The sequence below is a fragment of the Burkholderia oklahomensis C6786 genome (assembly GCF_000959365.1).
Lineage (GTDB): Bacteria > Pseudomonadota > Gammaproteobacteria > Burkholderiales > Burkholderiaceae > Burkholderia > Burkholderia oklahomensis.
Genome location: NZ_CP009555.1, coordinates 931,646 through 944,767 on the forward strand (window position 1 = coordinate 931,646; position 13,122 = coordinate 944,767).

Consider the following 13,122-nt stretch of genomic DNA (forward strand, 5'->3'; position numbering starts at 1 on the left):
CGGCAGGCGTGTCGATCGTAGCCAGCGTGCGGCAACGCGGGCAGTCGGCCGGACGGCCGACGCCGCGAAGCGCCGGTGTCAGTCAGTGCGAATTCGCCGTCCCCGACGTCGCGCGGCGCTTCTTCAGCGCATATCCGGCGATCACGACAAAGAGCGCGCCCGCCACGCTCGCGCCATAGATCGCGGCGGGCGTGTCGAGGAGCGGCCAGCGGTCGCCCGCCGGATCGTTGACCATCAGCCCGCCCGCGATCCAGCCGAGAAGCGCCGCGCCAAGCGTGATGAAGATCGGAAAGCGGTCGAGCAGCTTGAGCACGAGCGTGCTGCCCCAGACGATGATCGGAATGCTGACGATCAGGCCGAAGATCACGAGCGCGATCCGGTGGCCCGGATCCGCCTGCTCGGCCGCGCCGGCGATCGCGATCACGTTGTCGAGGCTCATCACCGCGTCGGCGATCACGATCGTCTTCACCGCCTCCCACAGCTTGTCGGCAGGCTTGATGTTGTCGTGCGCGTCGTCGGCGGGCGCCATCAGCCGCACGCCGATCCACAGCAGCAGCACGCCGCCCGCGAACTTGAGGAGCGGCACATCGAGCAGCAGCACCGCGAACGCGATCAGCATGACGCGCAGCACGATCGCACCGGCCGTCCCCCACAGCACGCCGCGCACGCGCTGCTGCACGGGCAGGTTGCGGCAGGCGAGCGCGATCACGACCGCGTTGTCGCCGCCGAGCAGGATATCGATGACGATGATCTGGACGACGGCGCCCCAATGGAGCGAGGCGAAGAATTCGAGCATGAGGGCGAAGCAAAGAAAGTGAGGCCGGCGGGCGAACGCGAGCGTTGCGGCCGCGCCCGGCCGTCCGGCCGGGGCTTACGAAACAATTGCGCGAGCATAACAAAAAACGCCGGCGGAACCGGCGTTTTTCGTGGCGATGAAACCGATGCTTACAGTGCTGCCTTCAGCAGGCGGCCCATCTCCGACGGATTGCGCGTGACCGTGATGCCGCACGCTTCCATGATTTCCAGCTTCGCTTCGGCCGTGTCCGCGCCGCCCGAGATCAGCGCGCCGGCGTGGCCCATGCGCTTGCCCGGAGGCGCCGTGACGCCCGCGATGAAGCCGACGACCGGCTTCTTCATGTTGTCCTTGATCCACTGAGCCGCGTTGGCTTCGTCCGGACCGCCGATTTCACCGATCATCACGACCGCGTCCGTATCCGGATCGTCGTTGAACATCTTCATTACGTCGATGTGCTTCAGACCGTTGATCGGATCGCCGCCGATGCCGACTGCCGACGACTGGCCGAGGCCGAGCGCCGTCAGCTGCGCGACCGCTTCGTACGTCAGCGTGCCCGAGCGCGACACGACGCCGATGCGGCCCTTGCGATGGATGTGGCCCGGCATGATGCCGATCTTCAGTTCGTCCGGCGTGATCGTGCCCGGGCAGTTCGGCCCGAGCAGCAGCGTCTTGCGGCCTTCGCGGCGCATGCGGTCCTTCACTTCGATCATGTCGCGCACGGGGATGCCTTCCGTGATGCAGATCGCGAGATCGAGATCGGCTTCCACCGCTTCCCAGATCGCCGCAGCGGCGCCCGCGGGCGGCACGTAGATGACCGACACGGTCGCGCCGGTTTCGGCCTTCGCTTCCTTGACGCTCGCGTAGATCGGAATGCCTTCGAAATCTTCGCCGGCGCGCTTCGGGTTCACGCCCGCGACGAACGCTTCGCGGCCGTTTGCGTATTCACGGCAGGCGCGCGTGTGGAACTGGCCGGTCTTGCCGGTGATGCCCTGCGTGATGACCTTCGTGTCTTTGTTGATCAGAATCGACATGTATTGACCTCTGTTCGATCGGCGTCGCGAGAGAAACCGCGCCGCCATGCGTTTCAATGATGCGCTCAAGAAAACGCCGGGCTGCCCCGCGTTTTCTTGCCCCCATCGGGGGCCCGGCGCGCAGCGCCAGGTCCGCGGGCGCTCGTTACTTGCCCGCAGCCGCGGCGACGACCTTCTGCGCCGCTTCTTCCATGCTGTCCGCCGAGATGATCGGCAGGCCGGATTCGGCGAGCATCTTCTTGCCGAGGTCTTCGTTCGTGCCCTTCATGCGCACGACGAGCGGCACGTTCAGGTTCACGGCCTTCGAGCCCGCGATCACGCCTTCCGCGATCACGTCGCAGCGCATGATGCCGCCGAAGATGTTCACGAGGATCGCCTTCAGGCCCGGGTTCTTCAGCATCAGCTTGAACGCTTCGGTGACCTTCTCGGTCGTCGCGCCGCCGCCGACGTCGAGGAAGTTCGCCGGCTCGCCGCCGAACAGCTTGATCGTGTCCATCGTCGCCATCGCGAGACCCGCGCCGTTCACGAGGCAGCCGATGTTGCCGTCGAGCGAGATGTACGCGAGGTCGAACTTCGACGCTTCGATTTCAGCCGGATCTTCTTCGTCCAGGTCGCGGTACGCGACGATTTCCGGATGACGGAACAGCGCGTTCGAGTCGAAGTTGAACTTCGCGTCGAGCGCGATCACCTTGCCGTCGCCCGTCAGCACGAGCGGGTTGATTTCGGCGAGCGACGCGTCGGTTTCCCAGAACGACTTGTACAAGCCCTTCAGGATTTCGCGCGCTTGCGGAATCGATGCGTCCGGCACGCCGATCTTCTTCGCGAGATCGTCGGCTTCCGCGTCCTGCAGGCCCAGCGACGGCTCGACGGCGACCTTGTGGATCGCTTCCGGCGTCTTTTCCGCGACTTCCTCGATGTCCATGCCGCCTTCGCTCGACGCCATCACGACGACCTTCTGCGACACGCGGTCGATCACGATGCCGACATACAGTTCCTTCTTGATGTCCGCGCCTTCTTCGATCAGCAGACGGTTGACCTTCTGGCCCTCCGGACCGGTCTGGTGCGTCTTCAGCTGCATGCCGAGGATCTGGTTCGCGTATTCGCGCACTTGCTCGAGCGACTTCGCGACCTTCACGCCGCCGCCCTTGCCGCGGCCGCCCGCATGAATCTGGGCCTTGACGACCCAAACCGGGCCGCCCAGCTCTTCCGCCACCTTGACGGCCTCGTCCACCGAGAACGCCGGCTTGCCGCGCGGTACCGCGACTCCGAATTTCCGCAGGATTTCCTTACCCTGGTACTCGTGAATCTTCATGCGTGATTCCTTCAGTCTGTGAGTTGGCTAAAAAAAGTCGATTGGCGATCGCTTCTTCTTACGATTTAAGCGTCCGCTCTCATTCCTTCGCGCCGTCCGAGCCTTCGCGCGCGGGGCGGCTCGCGCCGTACCAACGCGGATAGAACTGCCGGACCGCTTCTCCGTCGAACCGCAGCGCGTGGCAGCGGCCGAGCTGGAACGGCGGCTCGGCTGCCGCGCGATCGCGTCCGTCGGCTCCGCCGCCCAACTGCTCGCGCACATCCCATACGTCGCCCGCGAACGCCTGGATCGCGGCCGTCGGCAGCACCGCGCACAGCTCGGTCAGGTGCGAGCAGCCGGCGACGCCCGACAGCAGCCGGGAGACGTCGCGACGGAAATGGCGGAAGAGATTGAGTCCGATGAGGGCACGGTAGGCGGGCTTGGCGGTTTCGCATTGACCGGGATAGGGCACCCAGTCCGACGACGCCTCGGCATCGACGATGTTGAGTTCGCGATCGATCGTCACGCGCAACCAGAGTTCGTGGATCGGCAGGCCGTCCGGTCTGACGCCCGACGCCAGCGTGACGTCGCGCGGCTTGTGATCGGTCAGGCAGGCTTCGATGTCCCACAAGCCGTCGGCACGCTCGTAGGCTTCCGCTCGAATTGCGCGGCGATGGCGCAACTGTCGGGGTACGGGCTCGGGTAGCGGCATGCGGGAAGGTGAAGCCGAAGAGGGAAACTCGCGGATTCTAACATACCGGCCGTAAGGGCCCGGTCTGGCCCCGTGCGGGGTTTCGGGGGATTTTGGGGGTGGTCGGTGGTCGGCGGTCGGCGTAGTGGTCCGCCGGGCTGTCGCAAGGAATTCGAGCTTGCAGCGTCGGCTTGATGCCGAACGCGAGCGTGCAAGCCGGCTCGCCGCGCTCAATCGCCGCCGAACTCGTCGACGTCGCCTTTCAACAGCTTCGCGATCGTCGCGCCCGAAAAACCGCGCATCGCGAGGAAGCGCGCCTGTTTTGCGCGCTCCGCGGGCGTTTGCGGCACCGCGCCGAACTTCTTGCGCCAGACCGACTGCGCGCGCTCGAACTCGCTCTCGCGCAACTGCGCGCCGACGGCCTCGACGAGCGCGTCGCCGACCGCATGTCGCTTCAGCTCGCTCACGATGCGCGCCGAGCCGACGCGCGCCGAGCGCCGATGCACGAGGCTTTCGGCAAACCGCGCGTCGGACAGCCAGCCCTCCCGCTCGAGCGTGTCGAGCAGCGACTCGAGATCGTCGCCTTCCTCGACGTACGGCGCGAGCTTGCGTGCGAGTTCCGCGCGACTGTACTCGCGGCGCGACAGATACGCGATCGCGCGCCCTTTCAGCGAGCGCGCGGGACGTTGCGACGCCGACGAACGCGCCGCGTCTTCGGACACGGACGAATCGGAACGGAAAGACGATGCCCGCCGCCGCGACCGTGCTCCGGCCTGGCTCGTGCGCATATAGACGTCGCCCGTCACTTCATCCCCGCCCGCCGCCGACGAAAATGCCGTCGATGCACGCGAACGGCCGCCGGCGCGCAAGCCGCCGCCCGCCCGGCCACCGCCGGACGCATCGTCGTTCGTGCCGGCTGCGCCGTCCGACGCACGCCGCCGCGCGACGTCATGCGCGTCGAACGATTCGTGCGGATCGAACGGATCGTCCGATTCGAACGCAACCGATCGCCCAAACGAAACGAGGGCATCGTCGGATGCCCTCGCTGCCGGGCGGCCAACCGGCCGCCCTTCGCTCGAAACCGGCGCGCGCGCTTCGTGTTCGGCGCGGGCCTCGCCGGCGGACCTCGTCCGCGCGCCGCGCCCTACCTGTTGCGAATCCGCGCCCCCCCGGTGCTTGCGCATTACTCCTCTTCGTCCATGATCTCGGCTTTGGAGTTGGCGGAGTTGGCGCCCTGCGGCATGGCGGCGACGCCGAGCGACTCGCGAATGCGATTTTCGATCTCGCGCGCGATTTCCGAATTCTCGCGCAGAAATTCACGTGCGTTGTCCTTGCCCTGGCCGATCTTCTCGCCGCTATAGCTGTACCACGCACCCGCCTTGTCGACGATCTTCGCCTGCACGCCGAGATCAACGATTTCGCCCTGACGCGAAATGCCTTCGCCGTACAGGATGTCGAAGATCGCTTCGCGGAACGGCGGCGACACCTTGTTCTTCACGACCTTCACGCGCGTTTCGTTGCCGATCACCTCGTCGTTCTTCTTGATCGAGCCGATCCGGCGGATGTCGAGACGCACCGACGAATAGAACTTGAGCGCGTTGCCGCCCGTCGTGGTTTCCGGGTTGCCGAACATCACGCCGATCTTCATCCGGATCTGGTTGATGAAGATCACGAGGCAGTTCGTACGCTTGATCGAGCCCGTCAGCTTGCGCAGCGCCTGCGACATCAGGCGGGCCTGCAGGCCGGGCAGCGCGTCGCCCATCTCGCCTTCGATTTCGGCCTTCGGCACGAGCGCCGCGACCGAGTCAATCACGATCATGTCGATCGAGCCCGAGCGCACCAGCGCATCGACGATTTCCAGTGCCTGCTCGCCCGTGTCCGGCTGCGAGATCAGCAGTTCCGGCACGTTCACGCCGAGCTTCGACGCGTACTGGACGTCGAGCGCGTGCTCCGCGTCGATGAACGCCGCGGTGCCGCCGAGCTTCTGCATCTCGGCGACCACCTGCAGCGTCAGCGTCGTCTTGCCGGACGATTCCGGTCCGTAGATCTCGACCACACGGCCGCGCGGCAGGCCGCCGACGCCGAGCGCGATATCGAGACCGAGCGAGCCCGTGGACACCACCTGGATATCCTCGACCACCTCGCCGTCGCCGAGCCGCATGATCGACCCTTTGCCGAACTGCTTCTCGATCTGCGCGAGCGCGGCGGCAAGCGCCTTGCTCTTTTCGGCAGTCATCCCGGAGCCTTTCTTGCCTTCTTCCATGAATCGTCCTTTGCTATGATGAGCAGCGTCTGAAACGGACGCACCGGCTTCGACACGGCCAGCAAGCCGTTAGGTGCGCGAATGCAGATACTGTATAAAAAAACAGTGGTTTATGCAAGCCCGCGTTGCGGGCAGGCATCGCCCTATATTTCGGAGACAGCCGCGCGCAGCGCCATCGCCGCGGGACGGCAACCGGTTGCGCATCATGCGAATTCTCATCGCCGAAGACGACAGCATACTCGCGGACGGCCTCACCCGGTCACTCCGCCAATCGGGCTATGCCGTCGACCATGTGAGGAACGGCGCCGAGGCCGATACGGCCTTGTCGATGCAGACGTTCGACCTCCTGATCCTCGATCTCGGCCTCCCCAAGATGCCCGGCCTCGACGTGCTGCGCCGCCTGCGCGCGCGCAATTCGAATCTGCCCGTGCTGATCCTGACGGCCGCCGACAGCGTCGACGAGCGCGTGAAGGGGCTCGACCTCGGCGCCGACGACTACATGGCGAAGCCGTTCGCGCTGAACGAGCTCGAAGCGCGCGTGCGCGCGCTGACCCGGCGCGGCGCGGGCGGCGGGCCGACCGTCGTGCGGCACGGCTCGCTGTCGTTCGACCAGGTCGGCCGGATCGCCTGCGCGAACGACCGCGTGCTCGACCTGTCCGCGCGCGAGCTCGGCCTGCTCGAAGTGCTGCTGCAGCGGATCGGCCGGCTCGTGTCGAAGGAGCAGCTCGTCGATCATCTGTGCGAATGGGGCGAGGAAGTCAGCAACAACGCGATCGAAGTCTACGTTCACCGGCTGCGCAAGAAGATCGAGCCGAGCGGCGTGCGGATCACGACCGTGCGCGGCCTCGGCTACTGCCTCGAGAAGGCCGCGCCCGCCCCGGCGAACGACGCGCCGAGCGCAACCGCACCGCAACCGGCCGAGGCCGCCGCGAGCCAGTCGCTGCGCTGACGCCCCCAAGGAAGGAGCGGCCGATGGCCACGCCGGCCCATTCCGCGCACACGGCGCGCCGTCCGGCCGCCGCCGCGACCGATACGGACGCCGCGCGCGACGCGCGCTACGAAAACCCGTTCGCACCGCCGGACGAAGACGACGCCGCCGAAGGCCCCCGCCCCCGCTCGCTGTTCGGCGAGATTCTCGACTGGATGCTCGCGCCGCTCCTGCTGCTGTGGCCGATGAGCATCGCCGTCACCTACCTCGTCGCGAAGACGATCGCGAACGGCCCGTTCGACCGCGCGCTCGAGACCGATGCGTACGTGCTCGCGCGGCAGATCACGCCCGTGAACGGCGTCGCCGAGCTGAGGCTGCCGCAGGCGACGCTCGACTTCCTGCGCGCCGACAATGTCGACAGCCTGTACTTCCAGGTGCTCGGCACGCGCGGCGAGCTCGTCGCGGGCGAAGCCGACCTGCCGCTGCCGCGCGACGACGACCGCCCGCCGCCCGGTGTCGTCGTGTTCCGCGACGACCTGCTGCGCGGCGACGACGTGCGCGTCGCGTACACGACCGTCGCGCTGCCGGGCGCGACGGGCTCGCAGCCCGTGCTCGTGCAGGTCGGCGAGACGCTCGACAAGCGCAACGCGCTCGCGAACGACATCATCAAGGGCGTGATCCTGCCGCAATTCGTGATCCTGCCGCTTGCGATCCTGCTCGTCTGGTTCGGACTGTCGCGCGGGCTCGCGCCGCTCACCGCGCTGCAGGCGCACATCCGCGGCCGGCGCCCGGACGACCTGTCGCCCGTCGAGGCGCAGCGCGCGCCGCCCGAGATCGAGCCGCTCGTCACGTCGTTCAACGACCTGCTCGCGCGCCTCGAACAGAACATCACGCTGCAAAAGCGCTTCATCGCCGACGCCGCGCACCAGATGAAGACCCCGCTCGCCGGATTGCGCACGCAGGCCGAATTCGCGCTGCGCCACGACGTGCCGGACGAAGTCGCGCGTTCGCTCGAACAGATCGCGACGAGTTCCGAGCAGGCCGCGCGGCTCGTCACGCAGTTGCTCGCGCTCGCGCGCGCGGAAAACCGCGCGACGGGGCTCATGTTCGAGCCCGTCGAAATCGCGCCGCTCGCGCGGCAGGCCGTGCGCGACTGGGTGCAGGCCGCGCTCGCGAAGCAGATGGACCTCGGCTACGAAGGCCCGGACGACGACGCCGGGCCGCTTCGCATCGACGGCCACCCGGTGATGCTGCGCGAGATGCTCGGCAACCTGATCGACAACGCGATCCGCTACACGCCGACGGGCGGGCGCATCACCGTGCGCGTACGCGCCGACCGAGCGGCGGGCGTCGTGCATCTCGAAGTCGAGGACACGGGCCCGGGCATTCCGGCGAACGAGCGAGAACGCGTCGTCGAGCGCTTCTATCGGATCCTCGGCCGCGAGGGCGACGGCAGCGGGCTCGGCCTTGCGATCGTCCGCGAGATCGTCGCGCAGCACGGCGGCACGCTGACGATCGACGACAACGTGTATCAGACGTCGCCGCGCCTCGCGGGCACGCTCGTGCGCGTGAGCCTCGGCTTACGGCAAGCGGCCCCGGAATAACCCTTAAGGCGCCGCTTCGCGCGCCTCGCAAAAAATCACGAAAACAAGCATTGACGTCAAAATAGAAGAAGATGGCGCGCAAAGCGCAACATATAAAGAAAATTGCCGTTTCGCCATTTTGACTCGCCGAGTCAGTGCGCCGTAAGTTTGCCCTCCAATAATCGACACGGAGCCGCCCGAGTGGGCGCGCCCCTATATCAAAATTGGAGACATTCATGGCAACGGTAGGCGGACAAATTGCGCACGCGCCGATGACAGGCGACGAAAAGCGCGTGATCTTCGCATCGTCGCTCGGCACCGTGTTCGAGTGGTACGACTTCTATCTGGCCGGTTCGCTCGCGGCCTACATCAGCAAGAGCTTCTTCTCGGGCGTCAATCCGACCGCGGCGTTCATCTTCACGCTGCTCGGCTTCGCGGCGGGCTTCGCCGTCCGGCCGTTCGGCGCAATCGTATTCGGCCGCCTCGGCGACCTCGTCGGCCGCAAGCACACGTTCCTCATCACGATCGTCATCATGGGGATCTCGACGTTCGTGGTCGGCTTCCTGCCAGGCTATGCGACGATCGGCATCGCCGCGCCGGTGATCTTCATCGGGATGCGGCTGCTGCAGGGCCTCGCGCTCGGCGGAGAGTACGGCGGCGCCGCGACCTACGTCGCCGAGCACGCACCCGCGCACCGGCGCGGCTTCTACACCGCCTGGATCCAGACGACCGCCACGCTCGGGCTGTTCCTGTCGCTGCTCGTGATTCTCGGCGTGCGGACCTTCATCGGCGAGGAGGCGTTCGGCACGTGGGGCTGGCGGGTGCCGTTCGTCGCGTCGATCCTGCTGCTCGCGGTGTCGGTGTGGATCCGGCTGCAGTTGAACGAATCGCCGGTGTTCCTGCGCATCAAGGCCGAAGGCAAGACCTCGAAGGCGCCGCTCACCGAAGCGTTCGGCCAGTGGAAGAACCTGAAGCTCGTGATCCTCGCGCTCGTCGGCCTGACGGCCGGCCAGGCGGTCGTCTGGTACACGGGCCAGTTCTACGCGCTGTTCTTCCTCACGCAGACGCTGAAGGTCGATGGCGCGAGCGCGAACATCCTGATCGCGATCGCGCTCCTGATCGGCACGCCGTTCTTCGTGTTCTTCGGCTCGCTGTCGGACAAGATCGGCCGCAAGCCGATCATCCTCGCCGGCTGCCTGATCGCCGCGCTCACCTACTTCCCGCTGTTCAAGGCGCTCACGCACTTCGCGAACCCGGCGCTCGAAGTGGCGACGCAGAAGGCGCCGATCACCGTCGTGGCCGATCCGTCGACCTGCTCGTTCCAGTTCAACCCGGTCGGCACGTCGAAGTTCACGGACTCCTGCGACATCGCGAAGAGCGCGCTGGCGAAAGCAGGCCTCAACTACGAGAATGTCGCGGCGCCCGCGGGAACGACCGCGCAGGTCAAGGTCGGCGACACCGTGATCGAGTCGTATGACGGCAAGGCCGCCGACGCGAAGGCGAAGGGCGCGACGTTCGACAAGACGCTCGCCGCGACGCTGAAGTCCGCGGGCTACCCGGCGAAGGCCGATCCGGCGCAGCTCAACTGGCCGATGACGATCGCGATCCTGACGATCCTCGTGATCTACGTGACGATGGTCTACGGTCCGATCGCCGCGATGCTGGTCGAGATGTTCCCGACGCGGATCCGCTATACGTCGATGTCGCTGCCGTATCACATCGGCAACGGCTGGTTTGGCGGCTTCCTGCCGGCGACCGCGTTCGCGATCGTCGCGGCGAGGGGCGACATCTATTCGGGGCTGTGGTATCCGATCGTGATCGCGCTCGCCACGTTCGTCATCGGGCTGCTGTTCGTGAAGGAAACCAAGGATTCGAATATCTACGCGCAGGATTGATGGGGCGTGTCGCGGGCGGCGGGCGGCGGGCGGACGGTGGTCGGTGGTCGGTGGTCGGTGGTCGGTGGTCGGCAGGCAGACTGCCCGGTTCGCGGAACGGTCAAGGATGACGTTCTCGCGATGCCGCCCCGCCCTTTTTGAAGAAATCGACAAAAAGGGCTTGACACCCCCCGCACCGATCTCCATAATTCGCCTTCTCCTGGCGAATTAGCTCAGTCGGTTAGAGCGACGGAATCATAATCCGCAGGTCCGGGGTTCGAGTCCCTGATTCGCCACCAGCTTCATCAAAAAAGCCGCTGTTCCGCAAGGACAGCGGCTTTTTTGCGTTAAAACGCCGGTAATGCGCCCGAACAGGCGTGTTGGGCGTCTAAAGCGCGCGAACGTTTTAGATGCGGGGCGGTTCTCCGGCCGCGGGTGCTACACGCCACCGTTACCTTCTGTGGAGAGCACCCCGTGAAACACCCCTACCTGACCACCCGCGCCGACTCGACCAGTTACTACTTTCGCCGCAAGGTGCCGCTCAAGCTGCGTGCCTTTTTCGAAAAGACCGAAATCTGGCTGAGCCTGGAAACGCCGCGTCTCAACGAGGCCATCACGCGCCTGCCGATGCCGCCCTCGAATTCGAACGCCTCATCGCCCCGGCGCGGGACGCGGCCGACGCGGTCAGAGAGCACTGGCTGCCGCATGGTCTGCGTCCCGCGAGCGACGACGAACTCACCCCTACCGCCCGACCGCCTGCCCCGCTGGCTGCTCCCCGCTGGCCGATGTCCAGGTGCCGGGCTGCTCGAGCAGTATCGCGCGCACGCCCTCGCCAGAGAACGGGAGTACCGCGTCGCGCTGCTTGCGAAGGACATTCCAACCGCCGAAGGCGAACCCGACGAGGAAGTTCTGGCCGATGCTCGCCAGCGCCTGGCGGACGAGGGCTATGACACCGCAGCCCACCTCGCCCTGCTCCGGCAGGAAATGGAACAGCTGAAGCACGCGCACGCAGGCGAGGACTACACCGACCTGCGCGAGCAGGTCGAGGAACTGCCGACGTTTGAGCATACCTGGCGGCCCGCGGCGTCAGACAGTTTCCGGCGGTTGCTGGCGGAATTCGCGACGCCGCGCACCCATTCGAGCGTTGCCAGTTCGACGGATTCCCTCGTTTTCCACGGGGCGCGCCGATGAATCAGTTCCGTCTTGTACAGGCCGTTGATCGTTTCAGCCAGCGCGTTATCGTAGACATCGTTCTAAACGATGCTTACCAGCAGATCATCGGTCTTGGGCCTGCGGCGTTGCCGCTGATCATCCGCGAGCTTGAGAAAAATGGCGGTCAATGGTTCTGGGCGCTCCGAATGATCGCGCGACGGGACCCAGTACCGAAAGAGCTACGCGGGAAAACCAAACAAATAGCTGAAGCTTGGGTTAATTGGGCGAAGGAACAACAAATCATCTAACACGAAAGCGCCATGACTTTTTCCGACGACGAGCATCGTTTTGTTAAGGGATTATTCCCTAGCTTGGCTCACGATACATTCAAGATTACGAACCCAAGAACTGACGACTACAACTGCATTGCGCGGGCTGCTGGCGATCAAGGCAATTGATGGTGGCCAGACGGCATGAACTATTGGCCCGATGGCTTGCCTCTTGATGACTCTATCGACAACTTCGTCAGAGCTTTTGAGGGGCTTGGCTACGAACGCTGTGAATCACCTGCGCTGGAAGACGGCTACGAAAAGGTGGTCATCTATGCAGATGGCAGCAGGACTAAGCACATGGCAAGGCAGCTAGACGACGGTTGCTGGACCAGCAAGCTCGGGCCTCAATACGATATTCGACACGGTCAGCCGACGGATGTAGACGGACAACTTTCCGGGAAATCCCAAGTCTTTCTACGCCGCCGCAAAACCAACGGCGGATGAAGCGGCCAGCGGGTGTCGCATATGCGACCATTTCGACGCTGGCGCATGACCCATGAATTTAGCCGCTAAATTTCACTGCTGCCACACATTACAACATCACGCTCTGTAAAAATCGTCTCGACCGCAGCCGCCTCATACTTAACGGTTGGTTTTTCGGTAAACCAACTCCAACACCAAGTCATTTCGGTAACACACGAAATACCGCTGCATCTCCGCAATAGGAACATCGCATAAGTCTTTCGGCGCAAAGCCCTTGACTCAAGCAGTCGGACAATGGCGCCAGTGCAAAGCGCCCCGACGGCGATGTTAGGGGCATCTGATATACGTCGCGGTCGCACCGCGGCTCGCAGCTCGCGCACATGAAGAATTTGGCTTACTGCACGATGCCTCCGCATCGTGGCCGCACACGGCCGTGCGTCTAGTCCCATACTGCGATCCCACGCAGGATCAAGCCGGCCGCCCGCCCGACATCCGTGAGCGCTGGGTGCCGGCCCTACCATTTCTCGCAGGGAATTTGACAGCCGCGCAAATCGGATTCTAATTACAAAAAATAATAATCCTCATGAAAAAATATAATATTACAAATCGAAAATAAAATGAAAAGTCGATCTACACTTCCTTTCACCGAGACAAAACACGAATCGTACTGACGCCATTACCCCCCACAATATGGCCATCACTTAAAAAACCAATTCCAATTAACACCATATCACCCCAATCCGGCGCAAAATATTAAA

At 64.8% G+C, this 13,122-nt stretch carries 12 protein-coding genes, 1 tRNA gene and 2 pseudogenes; 7 read left to right on the forward strand and 8 right to left on the reverse strand.

The genetic code is table 11. The annotated features are described in order from the left end of the window. Positions 1–82: 82 nt before the first annotated feature. The 6 genes from BG90_RS04175 to recA form a co-directional block, all read right to left on the reverse strand. On the reverse strand, positions 83–796 hold the full coding sequence (locus BG90_RS04175) for a TerC family protein (protein ID WP_010101874.1): 714 nt from the start codon (positions 794–796) through the stop codon (positions 83–85). Positions 797–945: 149 nt separating this feature from the next. Further along, the gene (gene sucD / locus BG90_RS04180; protein WP_010101873.1) at positions 946–1,827 is read right to left on the reverse strand and encodes a succinate--CoA ligase subunit alpha; all 882 of its coding nucleotides are present in this window, start codon (positions 1,825–1,827) and stop codon (positions 946–948) included. Positions 1,828–1,972: 145 nt separating this feature from the next. Continuing rightward, positions 1,973–3,139, reverse strand: coding sequence for an ADP-forming succinate--CoA ligase subunit beta (gene sucC / locus BG90_RS04185; protein WP_010101872.1), 1,167 nt, complete (start codon positions 3,137–3,139; stop codon positions 1,973–1,975). A gap of 79 nt (positions 3,140–3,218) precedes the next feature. Continuing rightward, entirely contained in the window at positions 3,219–3,830 is a 612-nt protein-coding gene (locus tag BG90_RS04190; RefSeq protein ID WP_010101871.1) for a DUF2889 domain-containing protein, read from the reverse strand. Positions 3,831–4,039: 209 nt separating this feature from the next. Next, positions 4,040–4,993 (reverse strand): recombination regulator RecX, encoded by a 954-nt coding sequence (gene recX / locus BG90_RS04195; RefSeq protein WP_010114179.1) that lies wholly within the window; start codon positions 4,991–4,993, stop codon positions 4,040–4,042. Continuing rightward, positions 4,993–6,072, reverse strand: a complete 1,080-nt coding sequence (gene recA / locus BG90_RS04200) for a recombinase RecA (RefSeq protein WP_010101869.1) — start codon at positions 6,070–6,072, stop codon at positions 4,993–4,995. Before recA ends, recX begins: the two co-directional genes overlap by 1 nt. Positions 6,073–6,277: 205 nt before the next feature. Here recA and BG90_RS04205 point away from each other — a divergent pair, with 205 nt between their 5' ends. From BG90_RS04205 to BG90_RS04220, 4 genes are all read left to right on the forward strand, one after another. Beyond that, a complete protein-coding gene (locus tag BG90_RS04205) occupies positions 6,278–7,021 on the forward strand; it encodes a response regulator transcription factor (RefSeq protein WP_025989676.1) in 744 nt (247 codons plus the stop codon). 23 nt (positions 7,022–7,044) lie between these two features. After that, positions 7,045–8,604 carry a sensor histidine kinase N-terminal domain-containing protein gene (locus BG90_RS04210; RefSeq protein WP_010114175.1) on the forward strand — a complete coding sequence of 520 codons (1,560 nt, stop codon included), beginning with the start codon at positions 7,045–7,047 and terminating at the stop codon, positions 8,602–8,604. Between the two features lie 215 nt (positions 8,605–8,819). Then, entirely contained in the window at positions 8,820–10,478 is a 1,659-nt protein-coding gene (locus BG90_RS04215) for an MFS transporter (RefSeq protein ID WP_010101863.1), read from the forward strand. 201 nt (positions 10,479–10,679) lie between these two features. Then, a tRNA-Met gene (locus BG90_RS04220) sits at positions 10,680–10,756 on the forward strand. Between the two features lie 720 nt (positions 10,757–11,476). Here the strand turns inward: BG90_RS04220 and BG90_RS37175 are convergent. Continuing rightward, positions 11,477–11,707, reverse strand: a pseudogene (locus BG90_RS37175) (hypothetical protein); the annotation flags it as partial. Here BG90_RS37175 and BG90_RS36950 point away from each other — a divergent pair. From BG90_RS36950 to BG90_RS34655, 3 genes are read left to right on the forward strand one after another with little or no spacing between them, the layout of a single operon-like run. Beyond that, complete coding sequence (locus BG90_RS36950) at positions 11,645–11,917, forward strand: hypothetical protein (protein ID WP_010114169.1); 273 nt, start codon at positions 11,645–11,647, stop codon at positions 11,915–11,917. The pseudogene BG90_RS37175 and the gene BG90_RS36950 sit on opposite strands and share 63 nt — an antisense overlap. Positions 11,918–11,929: 12 nt before the next feature. Further along, positions 11,930–12,067 (forward strand): hypothetical protein, encoded by a 138-nt coding sequence (locus tag BG90_RS36080; RefSeq protein WP_157135604.1) that lies wholly within the window; start codon positions 11,930–11,932, stop codon positions 12,065–12,067. Positions 12,068–12,082: 15 nt separating this feature from the next. Next, on the forward strand, positions 12,083–12,385 hold the full coding sequence (locus BG90_RS34655) for a DUF7689 domain-containing protein (protein WP_124072305.1): 303 nt from the start codon (positions 12,083–12,085) through the stop codon (positions 12,383–12,385). Positions 12,386–12,806: 421 nt separating this feature from the next. On the opposite strand, the pseudogene BG90_RS38025 reads toward BG90_RS34655, so the two are convergent. After that, positions 12,807–12,869 (reverse strand): annotated as a pseudogene (locus BG90_RS38025) (site-specific DNA-methyltransferase); the annotation flags it as partial. Positions 12,870–13,122: the final 253 nt, after the last annotated feature.

Coding starts and splice junctions, on each gene's coding strand:
- BG90_RS04175 (WP_010101874.1), bottom strand. CDS start 796: ATGCTCGAATTCTTCGCCTCGCTCCATTGGGGCGCCGTCGTCCAGATC.
- sucD (WP_010101873.1), bottom strand. CDS start 1,827: ATGTCGATTCTGATCAACAAAGACACGAAGGTCATCACGCAGGGCATC.
- sucC (WP_010101872.1), bottom strand. CDS start 3,139: ATGAAGATTCACGAGTACCAGGGTAAGGAAATCCTGCGGAAATTCGGA.
- BG90_RS04190 (WP_010101871.1), bottom strand. CDS start 3,830: ATGCCGCTACCCGAGCCCGTACCCCGACAGTTGCGCCATCGCCGCGCA.
- recX (WP_010114179.1), bottom strand. CDS start 4,993: ATGCGCAAGCACCGGGGGGGCGCGGATTCGCAACAGGTAGGGCGCGGC.
- recA (WP_010101869.1), bottom strand. CDS start 6,072: ATGGAAGAAGGCAAGAAAGGCTCCGGGATGACTGCCGAAAAGAGCAAG.
- BG90_RS04205 (WP_025989676.1), top strand. CDS start 6,278: ATGCGAATTCTCATCGCCGAAGACGACAGCATACTCGCGGACGGCCTC.
- BG90_RS04210 (WP_010114175.1), top strand. CDS start 7,045: ATGGCCACGCCGGCCCATTCCGCGCACACGGCGCGCCGTCCGGCCGCC.
- BG90_RS04215 (WP_010101863.1), top strand. CDS start 8,820: ATGGCAACGGTAGGCGGACAAATTGCGCACGCGCCGATGACAGGCGAC.
- BG90_RS36950 (WP_010114169.1), top strand. CDS start 11,645: ATGAATCAGTTCCGTCTTGTACAGGCCGTTGATCGTTTCAGCCAGCGC.
- BG90_RS36080 (WP_157135604.1), top strand. CDS start 11,930: ATGACTTTTTCCGACGACGAGCATCGTTTTGTTAAGGGATTATTCCCT.
- BG90_RS34655 (WP_124072305.1), top strand. CDS start 12,083: ATGAACTATTGGCCCGATGGCTTGCCTCTTGATGACTCTATCGACAAC.